Source organism: Nocardioides potassii, from assembly GCF_021648885.1.
Taxonomy (GTDB): domain Bacteria; phylum Actinomycetota; class Actinomycetes; order Propionibacteriales; family Nocardioidaceae; genus Nocardioides; species Nocardioides potassii.
This window is the reverse complement of record NZ_JAKJHZ010000005.1, coordinates 625,772-651,219: the sequence shown is the minus strand read 5'-3', so window position 1 is coordinate 651,219 and position 25,448 is coordinate 625,772. Positions and strand designations below refer to the sequence as shown.

Here is a 25,448-nt window from a genome sequence, read left to right as displayed (position 1 = left end):
GTCTGCCCATGGACGACCTGACCCCCGACGACCTCGACCACCTGCGCCGTTGCGTCGCGCTCGCGCGCGAGGCGCTGGAGGCCGGCAACGCTCCCTTCGGCTCCGTGCTGGTGTCCCCGGACGGGACGGTGCTGCGCGAGGAGCGCAACGAGGAGGGCGGGGGCGACCAGACCCGGCACCCGGAGATCGAGCTCGCCCGGTGGGCGGCCACCAACGTCGCGGAGGCTGTACGCCCCCGCTGCACGGTCTACACCTCGGGTGAGCACTGCGCGATGTGCTCGGCCGCGCACGCGTGGGTCGGCCTCGGCCGGATCGTGTACGCGGGGTCGACTGCGCAGCTGCTCGAGTGGCGCTCCTCGTGGGGTCTTGCCGCAGGCCCGGTCACTCCCCTGACGATCAACGCCGTCGCACCCGGCATCCCGGTGTCCGGCCCCGCGCCCGAGCTGGCCGAGGAGCTCCGGGAGCTGCACCGCCGCGCGTCGGGCTTCGGCGGTTGCGATGAGTGAGCCGGGCGACGACGGACCCTTCTTCCACGGCACCAAGGCCGACCTCCGGGTCGGCGACCTGCTGTCGGCAGGGTTCCGCTCGAACTACCGCCCCGAGGTCGTGATGAACCACGTCTACTTCACCGCGCTGAAGGACGGCGCGGGCCTCGCTGCGGAGCTCGCTGCCGGCAACGCCGCCCCGCGCGTCTACGAGGTCGAGCCGACGGGGTCGTTCGAGGACGACCCCAACGTCACGGACAAGAAGTTCCCGGGGAACCCGACGCGGTCCTACCGCAGCACCGAGCCGCTCCGCATCGTGGCCGAGGTCGAGGACTGGCCCCGCCTGAGCCCGGAGGCGCTGCAGGCATGGCGCGACCGCCTCGAGGTCCTGCTCCACGACGAGCGCGCCGAGATCATCAACTGAGTCCGGGCAGACTGACCACCGTGCCCCGGCCGTTCGCGTTCACCGTCGCCGGGCTGGGCGTCGCCGCCATGGTCGTCGCCAGCCTGTACGCGCCGGCACAGCCGGAGCTGCTGCAGGACGGCGCCGCCTGCGAGGTCGCGCCCTGCGGCACGATCGAGGACCCCGATCGATGGCGCACGGCGTGGTGGCTGTGGGCTGCGGGGCTGCTGGTCCTCCTCACCGCCGTGCTCATCACCGCCCGGCCGATCCGGGTCCGATGGTCCGGGGCGTTGGTGGGACTGCTCGCGGCGCCCGTCTGGCTCGTCGCCGTCGCGATCGTGTCGTGGATCGTCTCGTTGGGGACGTCCATCCAGGGAGCCGCGACCGTCGCGGCATGCGCACTGCTGGCTCCTGTCGTCGGCCTCGTCGCGGGGCGGTTCAAGGCCCGGCGGACATCCGCCTGACCGACCGCGTCCGCCCGACTAGAATCTCTTCGTGAACGACCTCCGCGTGATCGCCTACTTCGCCGGCGACCCGACCCGTACCTATCAGCTCGCCCAGTGGCTGGAGGTCCTCGAGGTGCTCGACGAGGTCCACCCCGTCGGGCTGGTCCTGCGCGACCCCGGGTCGGCCGCGCTGATCAGCTCGCGGACGACGTTGCCGGTCCTCACCGCGCCGACGTTCCCCGAGCTCACCGAGCTGTACGCCGAGCTCGACGCCAAGGTCGTCCTCTACTGCAACAACTCGATGGAGAACTTCCAGTCGCTCGTCGACACCCGGATGCTGCACGTCCACATCAATCACGGCGAGAGCGACAAGCAGTCCATGGCGAGCAACAACGCCAAGGCCTACGACCGGGTCTTCGTCGCGGGCGGCGCGGCCGTCGAGCGCTACGTGAGCGGGTTGCTCGACTTCGATTCGTCCCGGCTGGTGCGCGTCGGGCGGCCCCAGCTCGACCTGCCCCGGACGCCGCTGCTGCCACCGACGCAGCGTCGTACGGTCCTCTACGCGCCGACATGGGAGGGCGACGCCGACTACAACGACTACACCTCGGTCGACGTCCTCGGCGAGACCATCGTCCGGGCGGTGCTCGCCGTTCCCGACGTACGCCTCGTCTACAAGCCGCACCCCAAGGTGACGACCAGCCTCACTGCAGCGATCGCCGAGGCGCACGACGCCATCGTCCGCACCGTCGCCGAGGCCGCCCGCGTCGACCCGGACGCCGGCCACGCGCAGGTGCTCAGCGGGGACATCCTCGCCGTGATGCCCGGCTGCGACGCCATCATCACCGACGTGTCATCGGTGGGCCTCGACTGGCTCTACCTGCGCACGGACAAGCCGATCCTCCTCACCGACCGGCACGGCGACGCCGATGCCTTGCGTCGCGACGTCCCGATCAGCCGGTGCGCCGACGTCGTCGACGAGACCAACGTCGACACCCTGGCATCCCTGGTCACCGACCGCCTGACCCACGACGAGCACCACTTCGCCCGCATCGCCATGCGCCATCACTACTTCGACGACCTCCACGTCGGTGACAGCACGACCCGCTTCCTCGCCGCGGTCGACGAGCTGGTTGCCCTGCGCGACGAGCTGGTGGCGGACAGCACGGGGACGGCCGCTCACACGGCGTGAGGCTGTTCCCCTCGGCTGCCGTAGCCACCATCGAAAGGCGACCATGGGCCACATCGTTCCCTGGACCGACGGGACGTGGACGAACCAACCCGTCGACGTCAGGTCGCATGCCGGCGGCCTGCACGTCACGGCCCGCCAGGGCAGTGACGCGTGGCGGATCACGTCCTACGGCTTCATCCACTCCACCGAACACGCGCTGCTGACCACGCTGGAGCCCGAGTCCGCCCTCGAGGTGCAGTTCCGCCTCGACTACGCAGACCAGTTCGACCAGGCCGGCATCTTCGTCAAGGTCGACGACGAGTCGTGGATCAAGGCCGGCGTCGAGGTCAGCGACGGAGAGGCGAGTCTCGGCGCTGTCGTCACACGCGGTCGATCGGACTGGTCCCTCTCCCCCGTGCCGGACTGGGTGGGGCGCCTGGTGACCGTTCGTGGCAGCTGGTCGGGAGACGCCCTCACCGTCCGCGCACGTGTCGACGACGAACCGTGGCGGCTTGTCCGTGTCGCGCCCCTGGACGCGGACGCAGACGTCACCGCAGGGCCGTACTGCTGCGCGCCTACCCGCGCCGGGTTGACGATCCACTTCACCGCATGGCGTACGACGGCGCCTGACGCGCGGTTGCACCCGGAGGTCTGAGCCTGCCTCGAGTCCGCGGGCCGACTGACGGCCAGCAGCAGCCACCCCCGTGCTCGGCAGCGTCAATTGCGGCGGAAGGACGCAGGCGGGCCCCGTCACGCGACGGCACAAAGCATGTGCGCGAATAGGGGCGACTGGGACCGCTGTCACGAGTGCTGCTTAGTCTGCAGAAGTGAACGCCTCCAGAGCCATGCACGACACCCATCCGCTAGACGTCGACGCGCCCACTCGCGCCCAGGGACGCCCGATCGAGTCTGGCGAGGCGTTTATCGGACTGACGCTCATTGGTCTCATCGTGTACGCGACTGCGATCGTTGCCGCGATCACCCGCGCGGAAGGTATCGCCGACGGAGCAGGGTCGTCCCTTTCCGACTGGCTCAGTGCATTAGGAGCTGTGGGGGCGTTGCTTGCGGCGTCCGGGGCCGCCTGGGCGGCGTGGTCAACACTTACGGTCGAACGCCGTAGGGACGGCGTCCTTGAGGCTGAGCGCCGTCAGGCACACGCCTCAACCGTTGCCGTATGGGTTTCCGATGTCACCGATCGGCTGCTGACGAGCCTTTCGGGCGAGCCGGAACTCGACGTCGTCACCATTAACCTTCGCAACGCAAGCGCCCTTCCCGTGACAGAGGTGAAGGTGGCCATCCTGTTTGAGTTGGAACCGGGGGTACTCAAGCCGTTTGGCGATCTCCGTACGATCCCCGTGCTTCCACCGTCCGAGGGTGAGCCGCACGAGGTGAGGATGCAGACGCTGCTTTCAGTTCGCCTCGACGAATTCGTTAATCTGCACAGCACCCCGCTCAATCGGGTAGTGATTAGACTGAGGTTCAAGGATGCGTCCGGGCTCGAGTGGCGCCGAGACACCCCTGGGACGTTGTGTGTCCGGAGCGAGAACCGCTCCGCGTTTTGGTGTCGCCACGAGTTCGGCTTACAGGAAGAAGAATCTATCCTCAACGAACTGTGAAGGATCGTCGCCACACAATTACGCGGCGGAATGACGCTGCTTCCGCTTAAGGCTGCTCTAGAGCGCCCGGCTCATCCGCCATCGCCAGTTCGAGCATGGGAGCAGCGTTCGGACAGCCCCGCTACCCATGACATTCAGACTCGCGAGAGGTATCCAGAGGGACGTGTAATCGCCGTCAACGATGGCGGCCCACTCGAGTTCCTGGCCCTTGTAGCGACCGTGCACCCAGCACGAGACCTCCAGATCCGTTGCCTCCATGACTGCGTCTACTTCTTGGCCACTAGCTGGGTCGTCCGTAAGAGGCGGGAAAGACACGTTATGCAGAGGTGAGTCCTGCTCCGCGTACTGCAGGGAGCCGTCGTAAAAGAAGCTCAGTGTTTCTGGCTCGACGATTGGCTCCGCAACCACCAGAACCGAAGATGCTGCGAGTGGTACCGCGAAGATCGCGCCGACGATTCGGACCCTGCGAGGCCGGTTCCTGAACACGATTTGGAAGATGCCCCAGGCAAGCATGGGTATGCCGACAAGGGCGAGAACCGTGGCTGACCCGCCTAGGGGCGCCAGCGCAAGGACAAGTCCCACCAATGATGCAGCGGTCGCAGTGGCGGTGGCGGCTGGTTGGTTCAGCAGCGCAACTAGTGAACCCGCGCCGGCCTTATTGTCGTCCTTGAAGGCATTGACGGGTGGCGAAGGCGGAACCGTTTTCGCACTGCCGCTCTTCGCCCTCCCGCCGCTTCGGGACGAGCGGCGTGCGCGATTGCTGCCCTTGCTGCGCTTAGAAGCCACGTCGCGGTTCTACCACTTCCCCCTTGAGTCGATGGTGACGTCGGGATGAGGTGCGGAATTGACGCCGAGCAGTTGCGGCGCCCTGACGCGCCCCGGGATGGCACGCGGCGAAAGGATGCGCCCCAGAACACACGCCACGAACAAGCGTTGGAGCGGAGGGACTTGGCTACGGTGAGGCAGTGTCCGTAGCGTCCGCAGGTGAACTCATTGCAGCTCTCGCGCGTGGCGATCTGCCGGCGGTCCTCGGAACGGCAGAGGACTCGTGGGTCGACTTCAAAAGTGCGCCCTACGCGCACGAGGGTGGGCGACTGTCGGACCGGGGCAAGTGGGACCTCGCCAAGGATGTCGCGTGCTTCGCCAATAGTGCTGGAGGCTTGATCGTCTTCGGCTTTGGTACTGCGAAACCGGAGAACGCGATGGTCGAAGAGGCGTCGCAGGTCACACCGATCCCCAAGGCCCTCGTCGATTTTGATGCGTATGCGAAGGTTCTGCGCGAGTGGGTATACCCACACGTTGTCGGAGTACGGATGTCGTGGTTCCCTCCTGAGCACACCGCTTCGCGAGGGGTTTTCGTTATTGAGATCCCACCGCAGCCACCAAACCTCAAACCTTTTATGGTGCGCAGATCACTCGACGGTGACGGGCGGGCGATCCCAGCGTGGATCGTCCACGAGCGCGACGGCGATAGATGCGAACCGACTCCGATCGAGCGTCTGCACGCGCAGATGACGACAGGTCGAATGGTGGAGTCCCTACCGGTATCTCCAGCTTCAGGCGGAGCTAGCGAGCGTCTCGATCAAGCGCTGGCAACCATGCTAGAGACGATCGACGGTCCCGGTGTTGAGTCGTGGCTCGGGGTGGTGAGCGCGACTTCGGATGGGTCGCCCTTTAAGGAGTTCTATCGGGCCAGCGGCGGAACACGAGCACTGCTGGAGGCGCCGCCCGCCACCCGGCCCCATGGATTCAATCTGTCGCACCTAGGCCAGGTCCGGGTCGATGAGGGGGCATTCGTCGTCGGACGCGAGGACGCGATAGTTCGGGCCAGTCCAGACGGCACCTTTTGCGCCTTGGGGGCGGCCACGCCCGACTTCTTGGGCTGGGGACTGAATCGCGGTCGAGCCGGTGGCGATCCCATCCTGTTGAACCCGCTAGCCGTCGTCGAGTTCGTCTTTGAGAGTGTGAGGCTTTGCGAGGCGCTCGGTGCCAGGAACTCCGTTGCGCTCAACGCGTTCAGTTGGCGCCTTGCTGCGTTCGGTCTACAAAGCGCCAACGTGCGGCTGGAACGAGGTCAACACCAGCAGTACTTCTCGAGCCGGGCTGCTCAGCCAGCTTCTAGCGACGAATGGCTAAGAGAGATCGGCGGCTCCGACGACGGAGCAGTGGTGGCCTTTCACCTCTTGGAGCAGTTGTACGCGCTCTTCGGCTACGCGAGCGACGACATCCCGTATACCCGCGAGGGACGGGTCGAGGCACAAGCCATTCTCAGCGCGTGAGTTCGAGCGGTCTGTCGAACCGCCGCTTGGGGCGACAGCCGCCACGCGGCGGATTGACGGTGGTGCCGAGCCAACGGCGCCCTGAAGTCGTCGCCCGTCGCTACTAATCCAGAGGCACGCCACTCGCGTGCTAGATCGGCTCAAACCTTTCGGTGGCGCCGAGGGCGTCCCCTTTACGCCACACTTGAGTGATGAGTCAGCTTAATGAGCTCAAACTTCTGCTGGCCGGAGATCCGTTTTGCACAACGCACGGGTGGATGAGTCACGTCTTCCTTCATGAAGCAGCGCATACAGTCGCTGATAGATCGGGGCATCGACTTCACGCACGTCCAAATTCCTGCTCCGGACCTATGGCAAGCCAACCACAGCGGTGAGTTGATGCTTGGCGGTGTACACCTCGTTGCTCCGCCGTCTTGGACCACTACTTCAGATGCAAACGCTGGTCTTGAGATGGCTCTCGCCGGTGTGATCGCAGAGAGGGGTGGATGGGCCACTGGCTTGACGGGTGGTTACGTGGGTGACATGCGCATGTGGGCGCGCGGTGCCGGCGTGGCGGGAGTCGATGGCGAAGCGATTCAGACGGACTTGCAGCGAGGGCTTGGCTGCTCGCTTGCCGATGTCATGCGTCGGACTGAATTTTGGGTTGTCGAGGCCTATCCCCGTATCGCCAAGGTCACGACCGCACTCGCTGGCAAGGTGAGCAACGACGATCCCGGGCGCATCGACTACGCCGACGGCCCCTGGTGCCTGACCGCGGACGAGGCCAAGGCGGTCGCGGCCTCCTAAGCGCCTCAATGGCGCCGGTCTAACACCGCCACAGTCGGCTACGACTCGTCGCTGCAGGCTGCGAATACAGGCACCAGTGAAGTACGGCGACATGTGCCTGCGCGGTGCCAATTGCGCGGCGTCGACGATCGGGCGGTCCATTATGTTCCGGTGCGCTTCTCCACCGTCCTGTCTCGGCATGCCGTGCGACAAGGAGACGACTACCACATGGACGAGGACGGTCTACGGCCTGTCGCCGGGTGGCAATCGGGCTCCACAGTCTCGCTCGATGATCTTGGCGGTTCGAGGGTTTCATGCGCCCTGCTGGGCGAGCCAGGCATCGGGAAGAGCGCAGCGCTCAATTACCTAGCGGATGCCGACACCTCCCTGGTCGTCGAGCTAGACGAAGTCACTGATGTCCGGTCGCTGCGGGAGCATTTGGAACGGTTGGACGACGAGCGACTCGGGTATCGAACCCTTGTACTTGACGGTCTCGACGAGTGCCCACTACCCCCGAAAACGTTGACCAGAACCTTGTCCGACTTTCTTGCGGGCCGGCGTCCTGTCCGCGTTCTAATCGGTTGCCGCACCTCGGAGTGGTATCAGCCACTAAGCGAATCCCTCATGCAGCGCCTCGGTGCGTTTGAAGTCCTCGAACTCCTACCGTTGTCCATTCACGACATCGAGCGGTTGGCCCACGAAAGAGGCGTAGACGCACCTACTTTCCTGCAGGAAGTACGCGACCGCTCGCTCGGCTCGCTGGCCAGCATCCCCTTGACCTTGGACCTCCTCCTGCGGCTCTTTGCCAGCGACGGCGGCTTCCCTCATGAAATCTCAGGAGTGTATGAGAGCGGACTCCTGGCACTCGTGGATGAGCCCGACACCGGGCGCGCGAAGGACCGAACGCCCGCCGGGAACCACGCCGAACGTCTGTCCGTTGCCGCGCGCATCGCAGCCACCATGCTTTTGTGTGCGCGAAGTTCAATCGCACTCAGGGACGTCGCCGCACCCCCGACCATCGGCGTTGGCGAGTTAGTGGGAGGCGACGAACCCCTCCCTGCCGGTGCTGTCGCGGTGACTTCGGGCCTGATCTCCAGCACGCTGTCGACCGCGCTCTTCACTGGTTCGGGCGAGGGCCGCTTGGGCATTGCGCACGCGAGCTTCGCAGCGTTCCTTGCGGCTCGCTACCTCATCACCCACGAAGTTCCGGAGCATCAACTGAGAGCATTACTGACCAGGACGAACAGTCTGGGCCGAACGAGTATCCCCAGTCCGCTCCGTGAGGTGGCGGCATGGACGGTGGCGATGGCGCCTGGTCGCAACAGCTGGCTGGTCCACACCGACCCGGCGGGTGTAATTGCCCACGCCGGCGTCATCGCCGATCCAGCGCTTCGTCGAGAGCTCGTCGACTATCTGCTCGGCCAGCCTGCCGCGGGCACCAGACTGTCGCGCAGGCGTTGGCGGCTCACCTACCCCGGCCTAGCTGAACAACTACACGGTCCTATGCGCGCCGCGCTCCGCGGCGACTGTGGGCGCCACCTTGGCGACCCGACCGCAAGGCGCGCACATACCGCCGTTCTGATAGCCCGCAGTTCCCTGCTCCGCGAGGCCGTTCCGGACATCGTAGATTTGGTTGCCCGGTCCGGGCTCAACCCCGTCCTTCGAGCCAGTGCGGCCTTCGCACTGTCGGAACTTGACTCTAAACAGGCGGCAGCCGTGCTGCGTCCGGTGCTCACCGAAGTTCAGCAAAGCCCAGAACATGATCCGGACGATGAGCTTCGAGGTCAGGCCCTGTCGGTTTGCTGGCCCAACTACCTCAGTGCCGCGGAGTTAGTCGCCGCCATGACGGCACCAAAGCGAGACAACTTCATCGGTTCGTACTCGATGTTCCTGCGCAGTTTCGCCGACACAACCGCAGAGGGCCGATTGGCAGAAGTGCTCGACGTCCTCCGCGATGTGGGGGGCGACCTCACGATGAACGGCAGCGGCCGCCACGGCGCGTTTCGTGCGGACCGGGACCACGGCCGAGTTCCGAACTTGCTGATCGAAATCGTCGAGCGCCTCCTCGTCAGTAATGATCTGGATCGATATGAGCGTCAGGTCGCTTGGGCGCTCGCTCAGTGCGCTAAAGCGCACGGTCGTGTACAGAGTCTCCCCGGGCCCATCGGCGGGGACGTCGGCGAACTCGTCGATCGCCGAGCGCAGCGGCACCGTCTGATCCAAGGAAGCTTGGACTACCTGAGCCCGCAGGAGGCACCCCTCTTACTGTGGATGTGGAAGCCGTCGGCCGCCGATCCTCTCGACGCCAGCGCCGCCAGGCTTCTCACCGGCGACGATCTGGCGTGGCTGTTCGAACTTGGCTCCGATGAACGCTACGCCGCGCACGCGACGGCGCTGCTTGGTGCAGTCTTCGACCCCCGAGATTCGGTGCAACAGCAGATCGCGTGGGAGCACCGTGAGCACCCACTGTTCGCACAGTCGCTTGCTTGGTGGTTCCGGGCGGTTCCTCTGGACAGTGAGGAGGCCCGCCGGTCGCGCGAACTTCAGAAGATGGCGACAGAGCGGCTGACCTGGGAGGGGGCTGACGATCACCCCAAGGCGCTCGCCGACGCCTGGGAAAGGGTCCGTGAGCGTGACTCCGAGGCTTTTGTCGGCCTCACGCTCAGACTGTGGACTGAGCCCGAGACCGGACACCTTGACTTCCGCGCCGGTGCCCTCAGCGACTGGCCGAGTGCCCGCCTGATTGCGTTCGATCAGATCGCCTACTTGGAAGCCGCGATTGCCTTTCTGCAGTCGAGTGATTCGCGTCAAGGTGACTGGTTGGCCAAGCCCGACTCCGTCTCGTACCTGGCACTCGTGGGTTATCGCGTGCTCCTCGAACTGCACCGCGCCGCAGGAGCAATCACCGCCCTGTCAGTTCTCACCGATGACGATTGGGACAGATGGGCCCCGGCGATCGTCCGCTGCGGTTACTTTTCGTTCGTCGACGTCAACGACGAGGACCACGCGGCCTTGGACTTGGAACTCAAGCGTCGAGTGCCGGAGTCCTACAAGGCGGTGTACCTGCACTGGATTCGAACTTCGGCAGAAGCTGGACGCTCGCTCCCAGACCTCACACCGCTCGATTCCGTACTTGATCGAGAGCTTGCGGTATCGCTATGCCGGCTCCTACCTGTCCTAAGTGATGCTGCGTCGGTCGCTCCAGATGGGGACGCAACATCCGACGACGGCGGCTCGGCCGCCAGTCAGGCAACAGCGACAGCGCAGCGAAGCCTGCGATCCCTGACCGCCTTCCTGGCCCCTCACGCCCACGAACATGGATTGCTTCCCGAACTCGCTGTCCTGACTACGCACGACGCCCCGATCGTTTGGGCCATCGGAGCCGTGTCGTTGTGCGCAGTTGCGACGAACGTCGACGGCCTCCTTGATCTCGCTCTTGCGCGTGACGATCTTGGGGCAGCGTTCGCTGAGGAAGCTGCATCGCTCAGGGATTCAACGCGCTGGAATACGTTAAGTGAGAGCCAAATTGGGCGCTTGGTGAGCTGGCTATGCGAGGGTTGGGGCGACAACCCGGTCGACTGGGAACGCGGGACGCTTGAGGACAGCATCCGCGACTGGCGGGACGGTCTGATTCGCCTGCTCGCCGAGAGGGCGACCGACGCGTCGCTGCGGGAGCTGCAGCGGATTGCTACCGATCACGCGAGCCTTGGTGGAATTCGAGAGCACGTCGCTGACGCCGAAGAGCGCCAGCGCGATACGTCATGGGTTGGCCCAACGCCGGCCGAGTTTCACACGTTGATGCAAAACGCGAGGGCAACTGTCGTGCTTGACGAGGACGATCTCTACCATGCAGTGCTTGCGGCTATTGAGCGGTCTCAGGTCCGTCTTCGCGAGGTCGGACAACTTCTTTGGAACGAGTCAGCGCAGCGCGACGTAGACGGAAAAGTCAGCGGGCGTCTCTGGGCGCCGAAGTACGAGCCTGATGTGTCAGCGTTGTTGCGCGACCACCTTCAACAAGACCTTCGCAAAGACGTCGTAGTCAACCGCGAAGTGCAGGTCCGCCAGACCTCGAGCAAGGGCCACGGTCTCGCAGTTGACGTTCTCATCGGAGGCACAGCCTCAGACGGAGCCGTCGTGGCCATCCCAATTGAAGTGAAGGGCTGCTGGAACAGCGGATTGCTGACCGACCTGAGCTCCCAGCTCGTAGCGGACTACCTTCCCGCGCTCCGCGCGCACAGGGGCATCTATGTGTGTGCGTGGTTTCCGCCAGACCAGTGGTCTTACGAGAACGATCCGCGACGCATCCATGCCAACCGACTGAGCCGCACCGAAGTCGCGGCCGAACTACAACGCCGAGCACACGAGGCATCCTCCGAGCAGATCCGCGTGAGCGCTGTAGTCCTCGACGTGCCCAGGCCCGCACCCAGCGATCGTGCGAGACGTAAGCCCGCCAACTCGGATTCGGCAAAGGACGAGCCTGGGCGGGGATGACTTGTCCTTCATCTCGCCTCCGCGCGTGGGCTAGCGGGGCCGGCGCCGCGTCATCCTGGGCGGTTCGACGCCGGTCACGTGAACAACCAAGGGCGCCACTCCTACGTCCGCATCACGAAGGTCACCTTGTTGTCGGTGTGGACGGTCATCGCATAGCGGGGGTCGTGCGCGAGCCGATGGTGGTGAGGGCAGAGGAGTCGCCCGTTGACCAGATCGGTCCGGCCGCCGCGGGACCAAGGGTCGTCGTGATGGGCGTGGCAGCCTGAGGCGGTGGTCTCGCAGCCCTTCGCGGTGCAGCGACGGTCACGGACACCGAGGGCGATGCGCTGGGCCTTGTTGAAGAGCCGACGGGCGCGGCCCAGGTCGAGCGGCTGGGACTTCCCACCGAGCACCGCTGGGATGATGCCGGCCTCGCACGCCAATCTCCGTGCCTGAGCGGCCGACATCCGCGAGCCGTCGTCCAACAGTGCTGTCGCGTGCTCGCCCAGCAGGTCCTGCAGAGTCATGGTGACCACGACGGTGGCGTTCACCCCCGCGGTCTGCGGCATCGCATCGAGTGGGTAGCGCTCGACGTACTCGATGAACGCCTCCCCCATCCGGCGACGGGACGGCTTCCACTCCCCCGACGCGTCACGTAGGTCGGCAGCGCCGTGCCGTGCAGGGTTCGCTAGCGCGAGGAGCGTGCGCCGCAAGATCGTCCCCACATGTGTCGGCACCGTGAACCAGCCGTGGCACCTGCCCTCACCGTCGTCGTACAAGGTGAAGTCCGAGGCCTCGGCCGCTCGACGCTCCTCGTCCTCGAGCCGCTTCGCCTCGTGGGACTCGCCAACCTCGGGTGCCACCGCGTCCAGGATCCGCTTGCCCAGCTGCTTCAGGTCACGTGCGTCGTGCTGGCGAGCGAGCTCCAGCAGCGCGTCCTCGGCCCGGTCGCGCACCTCGTCGTCCACGACGGGTGGCAGCGCCTCGACTGCCTCGACGATCGCCCGCGCCTGCTCGACGCACAGCATCCCGTCCGCCAACCGGCGCGCCACGTCGGCGTGCCGAGGCTCGTCGAGGGCGACCCCCAGCTTCGTGAGCCGCCCGGCCTCGGACCGCGTCAACCGACTCCGACCCGCCCACCACTGATGCGTGTGACGTTCACCGATCGCGTCACCGAGCCGCCGCCGGTCAGCCTCCGCGACGGTCCGGCACTGCAACGACGCGACCCGGTTCGCTGCCACGGTCGCCGCATCCAGCAGCCGCACGACATCGGCGTTCACCAACCCACCCGGCGACAGGGCGGCGAAATCGTCCAGCACGCCGTCGAGACGCCCGAGGAGCGCGTCGACGACCGACGACGAACCGTCGCCCGGAACGAGCCACACCGCACTCACAGGACCCAGACCTCCCCACGCCGCGAGGGCGCGTCGACAACAGGTGGAGCGGCCTGTGTCATGAGGTGTGTGCGGCCGATGATCGGCCATCCGGAGGGCCCGAGCTCGCTGGCTCGAATCGTGTCTCCGACTCTAGACGGACCCACCGACAGTGGACCCGGGTCCCGGTACGCCCGCTCGTCCCTCGCGGACTACTCGACCAACGGGCAGCCACCGAGCCGCTCTCGGCGGTCAGGCGAACACCCCGGCCGGGAAGGCGCCGTTGGTCAGCGCCGTGGTGACCAGCGGTCGGCAGAGCTCGGTGAGCCGCGCCGTACCTGCCTCGCCCAGGTGCTTCCACGGCGCGAACGCGCCCTCCTCGGTACGACGCTCGACCGCGGTCCGGAGGGCGGCACCTTCGTCGGTGAGCAGCCCGTCGGACGTCATCAGCCCGCGCGCCGAGAGTCCCGCCGCCGCTGCCGACCACTCCTCGTCGGACCACCCGCGGGTCGCCTGGGCGGCGGGCTGGGTGAAGCCCCTGCCCGTCGCCGTGTGCGTGACCAGCGCCTCGATCCCGCTGAGGTCGGCACCGGTCAGTGCGGCGACGTGACCGTCCCCGCGGTGCTCGCGGAGCAGGGTGAGGGCGTGGAAGAGGACCATGTGCGATTCGTCAGGCCAGGGCAGGTCGGCGTGCGCGGCGTAAAGGGGCCGGCCGGCGACGGTGCACCCGTCGGACGCCGTACGGGCGAGGTCCGCGGCCTCCGCCACCTCGCTGGACGCCAGCGCCTCCTCGCCGAGCAGCCGGGCCCAGGCTGCCGAGACGCCGCGGTAGCGGGCCGCGACCACGTCCTCCGGCGAGGCCGACTCCCATGCCGCCGGGATGAAGTGCGCGACCAGCGAGGAGTTGAAGACGTAGAACGTCGCGGCCACGGGGCCGGCGCCGACGCGCCCCATCGCCGCTGCGCGCGCTGCGAAGTAGGTGGCGCGGCCCTTGCGCACACCGAGGCCGGTCACCTCCGTCTCGACCTCGGGGGCGAAGTAGCCCAGCGCGTGCAGCGGCTCCAGCAGGCGGGCGGTACGTCCGGCGTGGCGAGGGTCCATGCGTCCCTTCCTACCCTGCCGAGCTCAGCCGGGCGCCCGGCGCCGCTCGATCGTCGTCACGACGCTCGTGACCGACGGCCGCCTCGGCGTCGAGGAGAATCCGAACCGGCAGGGCGGGTCGACCGGTGCGATCGCACCGAGGTCGGTCCCCCGCCACGCACCCGTCAGCGAGGTGACCGCGACGACCGAGGTGGCGCCGTACCACTCGCGGCGGTCGTTGCCGGCGGTCCCACGGGTCCGTACGCCGCGCAGCACGAGGCGGGCGACGGGGTCGACCAGGCTGCACCAGGCAGGTGACGTGGCGAGACGTGCGGGCACGACGGACAGCAGGGAGCCCAGCGGCGTACGACGACCCAGCACCAGTCGCAGCGACAGGGACGGCGTGGTGACCTGCCAGCCGCCCGCCGTGTCCACCACGGAGACCGGCTCGATGACCTCCTCGTGGAACGAGTAGGTCGCAGCGACGAAGTCGCGCACCCGCTCGGACGGTGCGAGGAGGACGCGGTGGCCCGAGGCGTCCTCGAGCATCACGTCGGCGAAGGAGCCCCATGGTCCGTCGTCCCAGCGCCCGACGACGACGCGGACGCCCGACGTGCTCCCGACGCCGGCGATCCGGCCGGTGAAGCGCTCGCGCAGCCGGTCCGGCCTCACTCAGCCACCAGGCCCGCGGGGTCGCGACCGTCCGCGGCGAGACCCGCGGCGACTCCTGCGCGGTCCTCGTCCGAGCGGTTCTGGCTGAGCTTGGCCTTCGCCTCGACCGACGCCACGACGAGCTCGACGCCCACGATGGGGCGGAGGTTCTTGTCGATGTAGTCGGCGGGTGCGTCGGCCACCGCCCACGGTGTGGGGCGGGTCGCCTCGTGCCGGTCGGTCAGGCGGGTCACCAACCCGCGTACCCACGCTGGGTCGTCGTGGACGGTGACCGACCCGCGCAGGTGGACGACGGAGTAGTTCCACGTCGGCACGACCTTGCCGTGCTCGGCCTTGGTGGCGTACCAACCGGGCGAGACGTACGTGTCCGGCCCCGTCACGATCGCCAGGGCCGGGGAGCCGTCGACGATCCGCCGCCAGTGGGCATTGGCGCGCGCCAGGTGGCCGACCAGCCGGTCGCCCTCCCACAGGACGGGCAGGAACGTCGCATCGGGCACGCCGTCCTCCCCCACCGTCACCAGCTGCGCGGTCGCGACGGCGTCGACGAACGGGCGTACGTCGTCGGCGTCCATCACGTTGAACCGCGGGACGTAGAGCGAGGACTCGGGCACGGACCCATCCTGCCCGTTGGCGTCAGGCGGGTGTCGGTGGCGGGCGGCAGGATGGACGCATGCTGCTCGCCGAGCTCGTCGCCACCTCCGAGGAGGTCGCCGCCACCAGGTCCCGCAAGTCCAAGGTCGCCCTGCTCGCCGAGCTGCTCGGCCGCGTCGAGGCCGACGAGCTCGAGGTCGTCGTGTCCTACCTCGGCGGCGCGCTGCGCCAACGCCGTACGGGACTGGGCTGGCGCGGCGTCTCCGACCTGCCCGACCCCGCCGACGAGCGGTCCCTCGGCGTCCTCGAGGTCGACGAGGCCTTCGAGGCGATGTCCCAGCTGTCCGGCTCGGGTTCGCAGCTCGCCCGCAAGCAGGCCGTGGACGCCCTCTTCGGTCGCGCCACCGCGGCCGAGCAGTCCTGGCTGCGTGCCGTCGTCACCGGCAACCTCCGCCAGGGCGCGCTCGACGCCGTCACCCAGGAGGCGGTCGCCCAGGTGGCCGACGTGCCGCTTGCAGCCGTACGACGCGCCGCGATGCTGGCCGGCTCGACGGTCGCGGCGGCCGGGGCGGCGTTCGAGGGCGAGGCGGCGCTCGCCGCGATCGGCCTCGAGGTCGGTCGTCCGATCATGCCGATGCTCGCCTCGAGCGCGCCCGACGTCGCCGCCGCGATGGCCGGGCTCTCCCCCGACGGCAGCACCGACGTCGCTGTCGACGCCAAGCTCGACGGCATCCGCATCCAGGTGCACCGCGACGGCGACGAGGTGCTCGTGGTGACCCGCAGCCTCGACGACATCACCGGGCGCCTGCCCGAGGTCGTCGAGGTGGCCCGCTCGCTGCCGGCGGACCGGTTCGTGCTCGACGGGGAGGCCCTCGCCCTGACCGACGACGGCCGGCCGATGGCGTTCCAGGACACGGCGAGCCGCACCGCGCAGGACACGGGCGTCGCGGTCACGCCCCACTTCTTCGACCTGCTCCACGTCGACGGCCGCGACCTGCTCGACTCCCCCGGCCACGAGCGCCTCGCCGCCCTCGACGCCCTAGTGCCGGAGCAGCACCGCGTCCGGCGGCTCGTCACGTCCGACCCAGCGGCCGCCGACGCGTTCGCGGCAGAGACCGTGGCCGCTGGCCACGAGGGCGTGGTGCTCAAGGACCTCTCGGCCCCCTACGCCGCCGGCAGACGCGGCTCTGCGTGGGTCAAGGTGAAACCCGTCCACACGCTCGACCTCGTCGTGCTCGCCGTCGAGTGGGGCTCGGGCAGGCGCGAGGGCTGGCTGTCCAACATCCACCTCGGCGCTCGCGACGAGACGTCCGAGTCCGGGTTCGTGATGCTCGGCAAGACCTTCAAGGGCATGACCGACGAAGCGCTTGAGTGGCAAACGAAACGGTTCCTCGAACTGGAGACACACCGGAACAAGCATGTCGTCTACGTCCGACCCGAGCAGGTCGTGGAGATCGCCTTTGACGGCCTGCAGCGCTCGACCCGCTATCCGGGCGGCGTGGCCCTGCGTTTCGCTCGCGTCTTGCGCTATCGAGAGGACAAGGCAGCTCCCGAGGCCGACGACCTCCAAACTGTTAGAAGCCACCTCTCATGAGCCGCGACAACGGGTTGCGCAAGCTGCGACGCCTCGCGTGGGCGCAACCCAGAATATGAGTCACCTGCCTGTCGAGTGGCGCGTCCGTCCGAGTCACAGGGAGGACCTTCTAGGCTCGCACCAAACATCCGTGCCGTCGATCGAGGAAACGTGGACCCGTTTACGTCATCAATGTTAAGTAGCGCCCTCGGGCAACTCATCGCGGACGGAGTTGCAGGGGCCCTCAGGCTCGCGGGTCGCCCCGGCGAGGCTGTCGTCGCGGATCTGCACTATTACGTGGAAGACGAGCACGCCGAGCCTCTCGTTCTGAGCGGCGACCAGGTCGCGACGGTCAACCAACTACTCGACGACCCACGGATGAGCCCGTTGATCGAAGCGTCATGCCTTAGTCGCATTGTGCTTGAGAACTCGAATCGAGTAAGTATCGCAAACGAGCAGATCGAGTCCAAGTTTCTTGACCTTTCAGAGAGCCTTCTAGCAGAGTCCAACATTCCGCGTTCTACTGCGCGACTGATCTGGAACATGCTGCAGCTTCAACTGGACCGCATCCTCGGCGAAGATCTCCGCGAAACACTAACGGCAGACGAACGGAACCAACTCCTGGGGGCGGACAGCGCGCTGAAAGTCGACCGCGACAAGGCGTCCAAACTCCCTAGTTGGCTGGTCGAAATGCTTGGTCTAGCGACAGACCGCGACCGACTCGTCACACTGAAGATTCGCGGCGAAGAGGTTAAACGGCAGGCGCTCAACAAGTTCGGGAATCTGGAGCTTCGTCACTCGCCAGACGCGTCTGACGGGCGAGCCTTGGAATCGCTCTACATTCATCGCACTCTTCAATCCGTTGATGGCGATCTCTCAACCTCAGACGAAATACTGGCGCAAACTCGACGCAGGCGCCTCGTTGTTACCGGCCCACCAGGCAACGGCAAAAGTACACTCACTCAACACCTCATTGCAACACTGGCGTCCTCAAGCGCAGGCCAGGTTCCCCTGCTTTTGCGCGCACGAGAATCCGACCTCGATTCAGCGCTTCTAGCTGACGAACTCACTGACTCGATTCGAAGGCTGTTTCAGGACTCGCTTATTCAGACGTCCCACATCGAGGATCTGCTGACCCTCGGCCGGGCGGTGGTGATATTTGATGGCCTCGACGAAATCCTTGACAAGGCTAAGCGGCAGGCATTTGTCGCAAAGATTGAGGCGTTCGCCCACCAGTACCCCCTCTGCACCATTCTCGCAACGAGCCGAGAAAGTGGCTACGAGGACGCCCCGTTTTCTTCCAAACTGTTCTCGAAGTACAAGTTGCTTCCTTTCACGATGGAGCAAGTCGAGGAGTACTCGAAGAAATGGTTCGCGCTCGATCCAGATGGGCCCGCCTTGGCGACGTCGTTTCTTCGCGACTCACAACCTGTAGAGGAGCTGGTTCAAAATCCTTTGATGCTGTCGCTACTCTGCATCCTGTACCGGAATAGGGGCTACATACCGCGGAACCGCCGCGCCGTATACAAGGATTGCGCAGACCTGCTCTTTCGTCGTTGGGACTCCATGCGCGACATCGAGCAGCCCACCGATCACGTCGAGCACGGCGAAGACCTGATGGAAGAAGTCGCACTGTTCTTCTTCAAGAGCCAAGAGGCCCAAAGCGGCGTTCAGGAGAGGCAGCTACGGGACATCATTGCTGGTTACCTGGTTGACTCGGCTGGCGTTCTGCCTGCGCCTGCAAAATTCCGCGCAAAACAATTTCTCGACTTCTGCGCTGGTCGCGCTTGGCTCCTTGGGGTGGACGGCACACAAGGTGGCGAACGGATCTTCAGCTTTACGCATCGGACTTTCATGGAGTACTTTGCAGCCGAAGGCATGGTTCGTACGAACTCGGATGCCTCGTCTTTGGCGGACGTCATCATTCGCGAGTATCAGAAGAACCCTGCGTCCGTTCTGCCCGACCTAATTGTGATGGCAGCCGAAGCAGGAACTCGGGGTAGAGTCAGAGATCTCCTAGAAGAGATCAAGTCCAAAGAGAAGCTTATCGGCGGGAAGGGGGACGGCCGTTTCCTCCCTCTGCGCTTAAGGATAGCCTCCGTCCTGAATCTTCAGCCACGACATTTCGATCTGCTCATGGTTGAAGCATTCGAGACCATGGGAGGCGACTGGGATGCGCTGTCCATTGAAGTCGCTGAAGCGCTGTTTCGACTGCCCCGAAACCCGCGAGCAAGAGTCGAAGCGTTCGTGCTCGATCCTGCTGCGCTAAATCTGCCTCACGATGACGCAATCGTCCGCAAGCGGCAGGACGTTTTACTTCGCGCTTGGGTGGAGCACCAGCTCACGACTGGCGAGTCACCTCGGGGCCACGAGTGGAGTGCTGTACTTGAATCCTGCTGGGAGCAGTACTTGCTCGACGGTCAAAGCACGGACCGCTGGATCAGATACTACTCGCGCTTCTTTCGTCACGAGCGTATAGCGATTCCGACTGACGAACTGACCTGGGTATGGCGACGAGAGTCTCGACCGGCGTATGGGCCGTATTCGATGGCTGCGATCGAAGTGATTCGGACCGGTGGGGTTGGTGAGTTCGACGACATAGTTGGCGCCTTCAACGCGCAGCGGCGTCCGAATCAACTGTCCTTTGGCGATGCTTACGTTGTCGCCGGAGCCGTTACAAACTCCTTGGACACGCGTTCAGAACATCGCATCGTTAGCGCGGGAATGAAGATCGCGCTAACGGCAGTGATGATCTGGTGGGAGATCCACGGTCGATATGACGAGTTCGCCGAGGTGATAACGGAAGCCTTTGGATTTCCCTTCGCCGCGCTCGTTGGGGGTCGTGAGCAGGTCGCGCGCGCCGACTCAGATTTGGAGTACATACCGAATGCGGTTCCGTCGGCAACGACCAGTGACAGGAAGTTTGTGCGCGAACTTCTAAGGGAGCACTGCGGTCAGTGGGCTGTTAGGTGGGCATCGGACGACTACAACTTCGTGCAGTCGGAGCCTCGGACGACCTACTGAGTCCGCCCGCCGGTCCCAACTCGCCCCCATCGCGCTTCGCGCGAAGGGCGTGCCCCGTTCGTCAGGAGCGCGTCCTCTCCTACAAGGTATGACGTCTTTCCAAGCGAGGCTCTAGCGCGACGCTTACAGGGTGCGGCGGTTGACCGGTTCGGTCGGCGACCCATCTGCTGCCTCGAAGCCGGCAAAGGTCCACGTCAAGGCTTGGACGGTCTCCCAATCCATGCCTAGTTTCAGTAGACGGCTTCTTTCGTCGAAGACTGCGAGTGCGCAGAGCAGCGGTACTCCTGCTTGCGAGTTAGGTGCAGCGGTTCGACGACCCACTGCACACGAACCGTCATGTCTGCAGTGTGCGCGCACCAGCGAAGTCCGTCTATGGCCTCGCACGCGGACGTGACCGCGCCAAGACAGGTCTAAGGGCTACAACCCGGTTCGCATTTACCAACAAGGTCGGGTCATTCCAGCTTTGAAGGTTTCACTTCCAACGCGTCGCCGCAGGTCAGAATGCCCGACCTTCAAGGTTCGAGAATGTAGGACGAGATGCTTGCCTGGCAGACCGAGCGGTTCACCGAGCTCGCCACCTCACCGGTCGACCGCAGCTCCTACGTCGTCCACGTCCGCCCCGAGCAGGTCGTCGAGATCGCCTTCGACGGCCTCCAGCGCTCGACCCGCTATCCCGGCGGGCTTGCCCTCCGCTTCGCGCGCGTCGTCCGCTACCGCGACGACAAGACCGCGGCCGAGGCCGACACCATCGAGCACGTGCGGAGCCACATGACCGGCTGAGGCACCACTCGCGCGCGCCGGGGTGGAGCACTCGGCTAGCGCGGCGTCGCGCGTCCCTAGACTGACCGCCATGAGCACCGAGCCCGCCCAGCAGACGGCCGGCGGCGGCACGGCGGCCCGGCGCCGGTTGCGTGAGGCCGAGATCATCTCGGCGACCCGCCGGCTCTTCGACGAGCGAGGCGTGCGCGACGCGCAGATCGAGGACATCGCGCGTGCGGTCGGGATCAACCGGGCCATCATCTACCGGCACTTCACCGGCAAGGAGGAGCTCTTCAGCCTCACGCTGGTGCAGTACCTCGACGAGCTCCGCGTCGCGCTCGAGGAGGCCGCGGAGACCACCGACGAGCCGCGGGCGCAGCTGGTCGCGCTCGTCGAGGCGTTCGTGACCTACGGACTCGCGCACCCGGCCTTCGTCGACTGCGCGCAGTCGATCATGCGGCGTCCGGGCGGGGACCTCCTCGAGGAGGTCAGCGAGGGCGCGATGTACCGGCTCGGACAGGCGATCGGCGGCTGCCTGTCGGTGCTGACCCGCACCATCGAGGCCGGCGACACGAGCGGCGACTTCCACGTCGAGGACCCGCAGGTGCTGGCCAACATGCTCTACGCCAGCGGGCTAGGAACCCTCCAGCTCGGCCGCGTGGCCATGCTGGTCAGCGAGGAGGCGCCCGGCGTGCCCCGCATCAGCCGGGTGAGCGCCGAGCAGGTGCGCGACCACATGGTCGCCACCGCACTCGCGCTCACCGCGGGGGCGCCGACCGCGCCGTAGGGCTCAGCGCGAGAGGTGCTTGGCCCGCGCGAAGCAGAACACGCCGTAGGCCGCGATACCCACCGCGATGGCGGCCAGCAGCACCTGACCGAAGGGGAACTCGAGCACCTTCTGAAGGGCCTGGTCGAGCCCGCCGGACTTCTTGGCATTGTGCGTGATGGCGGCGTAACCGAACAGGCCACCCACGATGGCGATGGCGACGCCCTTGGCGATGTAGCCGATCTTGCCGGCCAGCACGTACGCCGACCCGTCCTCGCCGGACTGGCCCTGGGCGTCGAGGTTCTCGCGGAACTTCTCGGTCCAGCCGCGCACGATGAGCGAGATGCCGTAGCCGATGATCGCCAGGCCGATGATGCCGACGATGAGCTGGCCGCCCGTCATCTGCATGAGCTTGGCCGTCATCGAGTCCGAGCCGCCCTTGCCGCCGCCGTTGCCGGTGGCGGTCTTGAACGCGCTGTAGGCGATCGCGCCATAGAGGACGGCCTTGAGCAGCGACGTCCCCCGCTTGCGCCAGCGCTTCTTGTCGTCGGACTCCTCCGGGTAGCCGAAGGCGAACTCCAGCAGGCGCCAGATCACGAGGAAGAGCATGCCGATCGCGATCGCCCAGACCAGGAAGCCGCCGAGCGGCTGCTGCGAGAGGTAGTGCATGGCGCCGGAGCTCGACGCCTGGTCCTCCTTCTCGCCGAACGCGAGCTGGAGAGCGAGCCAGCCGACGAGCAGGTGCACGACGCCGTAGGTGACCAGGCCGATGCGGATGGCGATGTCCATCCACTTGCTCTGGTGCACGGACTCGGCGGTGTCGACAGGGTTGCTCATGGCGCCAACCTAGGACGTACGACCGTTCACTCGCGAGACGGGACCACCCCTGCGAATGGGCGGATCAGACCAGGCTGGCGCGGTCCCTCATGACGGAGCCGAGCAAGCCGTTGACGAAGGCCGGCGAGTCGTCGGTGGAGAGGTCCTGCACCAGGTTGAGCGCCTCGCTGACCGCCACCGACTCCGGTACGTCGGCGTCGCCCCACAGCAGCTCGTAGACGCCGATCCGCAGCACGTTGCGGTCGACCGCGGGCATCCGCGCGAGCGTCCAGCTCTTGCTGTAGGTGGTCAGCACCTCGTCGATGCGGGACTGGTGCTCGACCACACCGCGCACGAGCGTGGCGGTGTAGTCGTTGGTGGGTCCCTCACCGGCCTCGATGGCGCGGTCGAGCGCCGCCACGGGGTCCTCGGAGCGGAGCTCGGAGGCGAACAGGATGTCCAGCGCGCGCTTGCGCGCCTTGGAACGGGCAGCCACGTGGCGCGCTCAGGCCTTGACGCGGCCGAGGTAGGACGAGTCGCGCGTGTCGACCTTGATCTTCTCGCCGGTCGTGAGGAACAGCGGGACCTGGATCTGGTGGCCGGTCTCGAGGGTGGCGGGCTTGGTGCCGCCGGTGGAGCGGTCGCCCTGGAGGCCCGGCTCGGTCTCAGCGATCAGCAGCTCGACGGAGGCGGGGAGCTCGATGAAGAGCACGCGGCCGTCGTTGGTGGCGACGATCGCCTCCTGGTTCTCCAGCATGAAGTTCTTGGCGTCACCGACGATCTCGGGAGCGACCTCGAGCTGCTCGTAGGTGCTGGTGTCCATGAAGACGTAGGACGAGCCGTCGTTGTAGAGGTACTGCATCGTGCGCTTGTCGACGTTGGCCGTCTCGACCTTGGTGCCGGCGTTGAAGGTCTTGTCGACGTTCTTGCCCGACTCGACGTTGCGGAGCTTGGTGCGCACGAACGCCGGGCCCTTGCCGGGCTTGACGTGCTGGAACTCGACGACGGCCCAGAGCTGTCCCTCGATCCGCAGGACCATGCCGTTCTTGAGGTCGTTGGTGGTTGCCATGTGAGTCTGTCCGCCTTCGTCGAGTTTTCAAGATCACGGCGCGAGCGCCGACCGATGAGTCTAGTGGCGACCGAGCAGAGCCATGAAATGCGCGGCGTGCGCCTCGGTGGTCCCGGGCGGGTTGCGCCGCCATGCGCCGTTGCCGGGCAGCAGCATCGCCAGCCAGAAGGCGGCGAACAACGGACGGTAGGCCTCCATCCGCTCGCGATCCTCTCCATCGAGGCCCGCGGCGACCGGCAGCGCGTGGACGTCGTACACCCCCGGGAGGCGGCTGCCGAGGTGCTCGACGTGGTCGGCGAGCTCGTACGCCGGGTCGCTCAGGCCACCGTCCTCGAAGTCGACCAGCCGGGCGACGCGACCGTCCCACACCACGTTGGCCGGGTTCAGGTCGGCGATGCCGAGGGCGGTCAGCCGCGGCTCCGGCAGGGCGGGCGCGGCGACGAAGGCGCGGGCGGCCGCGAGCGCCTCCGCGACCAGCGCCGGGTCCGCGCAGTCCGACAGGTCGTGCGCCCTCCCGAGCCACTCCACCAGGATCGCCACGTGCTCACGGGCGCCGTGGCGCCGCGCGCCGACCCCGGAGGCGGACACCGCCTCGAACGGTACGTCGTACAGCCGGCGCAGCGACGCACCGAGGGCCTGCGTCTGCGTCGCGTCCAACGGTCGCGGGGCGAGCGGCTCGCCACGGAGCCGCTCCATCACGATGACCGGGGTCTCCGCGTCCTCCCGACGCAGTGGTCGAGGGGCGAGTCCCGGTGCGTGCTCGGCGAGCAGCCCGAGGATGGCCCACTCGCGCTCCGCCTCGGCGTCGTGGTCGTCCCGGAACTCCTTGCGCACCTCACCAGCGCCGATGGTCAGCGCGTGGGTGGAGGTCTGCACCCGGCTACGGTGGCACACATGCGCATCACCATCTTCGGCGGTCACGGCAAGATCGCACTCTTGCTCGCACCCAAGCTGGTCGAGGCCGGCCACCAGGTCACGTCGGTCGTCCGCAACCCCGACCACGTCGACGACGTGGAGGCCACCGGCGCCACCGCGCTCGTCTCGTCCGTCGAGGACGCCGACGTCGAGGCACTCACCTCGCAGCTCGAGGGATTCGAAGCCGTCGTGTGGTCGGCCGGCGCCGGCGGGGGCGACCCGGAGCGGACGTACGCCGTCGACCGCGACGCGGCGATCCGCTCGATGGACGCCGCGGTCGCCGCGGGTGTCGATCGCTACGTGATGGTGTCGTTCAGCGGGTCCACGCGAGAGATGCTCGTGCTCGAGGACAACCCCTTCCGGCACTACCAGGAGGCGAAGATCGCCGCCGACGAGCACCTGAGGGGTACGAACCTCTCGTGGACGGTCCTCGGTCCGGGCTCACTGACGACCGAGCCGTCGACCGGCCGCGTCAACCCCGCGGCGACCTCGGGCGACGGCGACACCACCTCCCGCGAGCTCGTGGCCGACGTGGTCGTCGCCGCGCTCGCCGACGACCGGGCGACGCGCCGCACCCTGGTCTTCGGTGACGGGGACGTCCCCATCGACGAGTGGCTCTCGTCGCTCTGACGGGAGCCGTCAGGCGCGCTCCTCGCGCCGGCGGGACCGGATCTCGTCGGCAGCGACCCGGAGGTCGCGCCAGTCGATGACGGCGAGCCGGGAGGCCGAGGCCAACTGCGCGAGGTCGCCCTCGGCGGCGGTCCACACGTCCTCGACGACGTCGGGCGGAGGCGTCGCGTCGCCGTGGGTGTCGTGCCAGGCGAGCTCGAGCAGGTCGAGCAGGTCCAGCGCCGCAGCGGCGTCCTGCCCGAACTCGAGCGACGCCCGTCCGCGGTCGGCGTCACGACGCTCCCGCCGGCTGATGCCGATCACCGACGGGACCCGGCCCCCACTGCCGGCTCCCGCTGCTCCGTCGCGGACCATCATCGGACGGCCCTCCGCGGGCGGATGGTGCTGATCGAGTGCAGGAGCGCGTCGCGCCGGATGGCGCGGACCTCCCCCAGCTTCACCTCGCACGACCAGCAGCGGTCGGTCGCGACGCAGCACGTCGCGTCGCGGACCTCCGCCTCCAGCTGGTCCGCGTGGGCGCTCCTGCTCAGCACCGTACGCATGGTTCC

At 66.8% G+C, this 25,448-nt stretch carries 24 protein-coding genes; 14 read left to right on the top strand and 10 right to left on the bottom strand.

The window, feature by feature from the left end; translation table 11 throughout:
- The first annotated feature begins 8 nt into the window (after nucleotides 1-8).
- The 9 genes from L2K70_RS07650 (at nucleotide 9) to L2K70_RS07610 (ending at nucleotide 11,653) form a co-directional block, all read left to right on the top strand.
- Nucleotides 9-506, top strand: a complete 498-nt coding sequence (locus L2K70_RS07650) for a nucleoside deaminase (RefSeq protein ID WP_236400957.1) — start codon at nucleotides 9-11, stop codon at nucleotides 504-506.
- Complete coding sequence (gene arr / locus L2K70_RS07645; RefSeq protein WP_236400955.1) at nucleotides 499-909, top strand: NAD(+)--rifampin ADP-ribosyltransferase; 411 nt, start codon at nucleotides 499-501, stop codon at nucleotides 907-909. Before L2K70_RS07650 ends, arr begins: the two co-directional genes overlap by 8 nt.
- 20 nt (nucleotides 910-929) lie before the next feature.
- The gene (locus tag L2K70_RS07640; protein ID WP_236400953.1) at nucleotides 930-1,352 is read left to right on the top strand and encodes a hypothetical protein; all 423 of its coding nucleotides are present in this window, start codon (nucleotides 930-932) and stop codon (nucleotides 1,350-1,352) included.
- 31 nt (nucleotides 1,353-1,383) lie between these two features.
- Nucleotides 1,384-2,523 (top strand): CDP-glycerol glycerophosphotransferase family protein, encoded by a 1,140-nt coding sequence (locus L2K70_RS07635; RefSeq protein ID WP_236400951.1) that lies wholly within the window; start codon nucleotides 1,384-1,386, stop codon nucleotides 2,521-2,523.
- A 43-nt stretch (nucleotides 2,524-2,566) separates the two neighbouring features.
- Nucleotides 2,567-3,157 (top strand): DUF1349 domain-containing protein, encoded by a 591-nt coding sequence (locus tag L2K70_RS07630; RefSeq protein ID WP_236400949.1) that lies wholly within the window; start codon nucleotides 2,567-2,569, stop codon nucleotides 3,155-3,157.
- Nucleotides 3,158-3,329: 172 nt separating this feature from the next.
- Nucleotides 3,330-4,118, top strand: a complete 789-nt coding sequence (locus tag L2K70_RS07625) for a hypothetical protein (RefSeq protein ID WP_236400947.1) — start codon at nucleotides 3,330-3,332, stop codon at nucleotides 4,116-4,118.
- A gap of 965 nt (nucleotides 4,119-5,083) precedes the next feature.
- Nucleotides 5,084-6,397 carry an AlbA family DNA-binding domain-containing protein gene (locus tag L2K70_RS07620; protein WP_236400945.1) on the top strand — a complete coding sequence of 438 codons (1,314 nt, stop codon included), beginning with the start codon at nucleotides 5,084-5,086 and terminating at the stop codon, nucleotides 6,395-6,397.
- A 513-nt stretch (nucleotides 6,398-6,910) separates the two neighbouring features.
- The gene (locus L2K70_RS07615; protein WP_236400943.1) at nucleotides 6,911-7,183 is read left to right on the top strand and encodes a hypothetical protein; all 273 of its coding nucleotides are present in this window, start codon (nucleotides 6,911-6,913) and stop codon (nucleotides 7,181-7,183) included.
- A gap of 150 nt (nucleotides 7,184-7,333) precedes the next feature.
- Nucleotides 7,334-11,653, top strand: a complete 4,320-nt coding sequence (locus tag L2K70_RS07610; protein WP_236400941.1) for an NACHT domain-containing protein — start codon at nucleotides 7,334-7,336, stop codon at nucleotides 11,651-11,653.
- Nucleotides 11,654-11,754: 101 nt separating this feature from the next.
- Here L2K70_RS07610 and L2K70_RS07605 read toward each other — a convergent pair whose 3' ends face one another.
- The 4 genes from L2K70_RS07605 to L2K70_RS07590 form a co-directional block, all read right to left on the bottom strand.
- Entirely contained in the window at nucleotides 11,755-13,116 is a 1,362-nt protein-coding gene (locus L2K70_RS07605) for an HNH endonuclease signature motif containing protein (protein ID WP_236400940.1), read from the bottom strand.
- A gap of 141 nt (nucleotides 13,117-13,257) precedes the next feature.
- Nucleotides 13,258-14,106, bottom strand: coding sequence for an SCO6745 family protein (locus L2K70_RS07600; protein WP_236400937.1), 849 nt, complete (start codon nucleotides 14,104-14,106; stop codon nucleotides 13,258-13,260).
- A gap of 24 nt (nucleotides 14,107-14,130) precedes the next feature.
- On the bottom strand, nucleotides 14,131-14,757 hold the full coding sequence (locus tag L2K70_RS07595) for a hypothetical protein (protein ID WP_236400935.1): 627 nt from the start codon (nucleotides 14,755-14,757) through the stop codon (nucleotides 14,131-14,133).
- Nucleotides 14,754-15,368 (bottom strand): FMN-binding negative transcriptional regulator, encoded by a 615-nt coding sequence (locus tag L2K70_RS07590; protein ID WP_236400934.1) that lies wholly within the window; start codon nucleotides 15,366-15,368, stop codon nucleotides 14,754-14,756. Before L2K70_RS07590 ends, L2K70_RS07595 begins: the two co-directional genes overlap by 4 nt.
- Nucleotides 15,369-15,427: 59 nt before the next feature.
- Here L2K70_RS07590 and L2K70_RS07585 point away from each other — a divergent pair, with 59 nt between their 5' ends.
- The 4 genes from L2K70_RS07585 (at nucleotide 15,428) to L2K70_RS07570 (ending at nucleotide 21,491) form a co-directional block, all read left to right on the top strand.
- Nucleotides 15,428-16,942 (top strand): ATP-dependent DNA ligase, encoded by a 1,515-nt coding sequence (locus L2K70_RS07585; protein ID WP_236400932.1) that lies wholly within the window; start codon nucleotides 15,428-15,430, stop codon nucleotides 16,940-16,942.
- 276 nt (nucleotides 16,943-17,218) lie between these two features.
- Nucleotides 17,219-19,945 (top strand): NACHT domain-containing protein, encoded by a 2,727-nt coding sequence (locus L2K70_RS07580; RefSeq protein ID WP_236400930.1) that lies wholly within the window; start codon nucleotides 17,219-17,221, stop codon nucleotides 19,943-19,945.
- 537 nt (nucleotides 19,946-20,482) lie between these two features.
- The gene (locus L2K70_RS07575; RefSeq protein ID WP_236400928.1) at nucleotides 20,483-20,725 is read left to right on the top strand and encodes an ATP dependent DNA ligase; all 243 of its coding nucleotides are present in this window, start codon (nucleotides 20,483-20,485) and stop codon (nucleotides 20,723-20,725) included.
- Nucleotides 20,726-20,795: 70 nt separating this feature from the next.
- Entirely contained in the window at nucleotides 20,796-21,491 is a 696-nt protein-coding gene (locus L2K70_RS07570) for a TetR/AcrR family transcriptional regulator (RefSeq protein ID WP_236400927.1), read from the top strand.
- 3 nt (nucleotides 21,492-21,494) lie between these two features.
- On the opposite strand, the gene L2K70_RS07565 is transcribed toward L2K70_RS07570, so the two are convergent.
- From L2K70_RS07565 to L2K70_RS07550, 4 genes are all read right to left on the bottom strand, one after another.
- Nucleotides 21,495-22,307 (bottom strand): DUF1206 domain-containing protein, encoded by an 813-nt coding sequence (locus tag L2K70_RS07565; protein WP_236400926.1) that lies wholly within the window; start codon nucleotides 22,305-22,307, stop codon nucleotides 21,495-21,497.
- A 64-nt stretch (nucleotides 22,308-22,371) separates the two neighbouring features.
- Complete coding sequence (gene nusB / locus L2K70_RS07560; protein WP_236400925.1) at nucleotides 22,372-22,782, bottom strand: transcription antitermination factor NusB; 411 nt, start codon at nucleotides 22,780-22,782, stop codon at nucleotides 22,372-22,374.
- Between the two features lie 9 nt (nucleotides 22,783-22,791).
- Nucleotides 22,792-23,355, bottom strand: coding sequence for an elongation factor P (gene efp / locus L2K70_RS07555; RefSeq protein WP_236400924.1), 564 nt, complete (start codon nucleotides 23,353-23,355; stop codon nucleotides 22,792-22,794).
- A 60-nt stretch (nucleotides 23,356-23,415) separates the two neighbouring features.
- Nucleotides 23,416-24,231, bottom strand: coding sequence for an aminoglycoside phosphotransferase family protein (locus tag L2K70_RS07550; RefSeq protein ID WP_236400923.1), 816 nt, complete (start codon nucleotides 24,229-24,231; stop codon nucleotides 23,416-23,418).
- Nucleotides 24,232-24,249: 18 nt separating this feature from the next.
- Here L2K70_RS07550 and L2K70_RS07545 point away from each other — a divergent pair, with 18 nt between their 5' ends.
- Complete coding sequence (locus tag L2K70_RS07545) at nucleotides 24,250-24,900, top strand: SDR family oxidoreductase (RefSeq protein ID WP_236400922.1); 651 nt, start codon at nucleotides 24,250-24,252, stop codon at nucleotides 24,898-24,900.
- A 9-nt stretch (nucleotides 24,901-24,909) separates the two neighbouring features.
- Here the strand turns inward: L2K70_RS07545 and L2K70_RS07540 are convergent, their stop codons facing one another.
- Both L2K70_RS07540 and L2K70_RS07535 read right to left on the bottom strand, forming a co-directional pair.
- Nucleotides 24,910-25,257, bottom strand: a complete 348-nt coding sequence (locus L2K70_RS07540; protein ID WP_236400921.1) for a hypothetical protein — start codon at nucleotides 25,255-25,257, stop codon at nucleotides 24,910-24,912.
- Nucleotides 25,254-25,442: a hypothetical protein gene (locus L2K70_RS07535; protein ID WP_236400920.1), complete on the bottom strand. Its 189-nt coding sequence runs from the start codon at nucleotides 25,440-25,442 to the stop codon at nucleotides 25,254-25,256. Before L2K70_RS07535 ends, L2K70_RS07540 begins: the two co-directional genes overlap by 4 nt.
- Nucleotides 25,443-25,448: the final 6 nt, after the last annotated feature.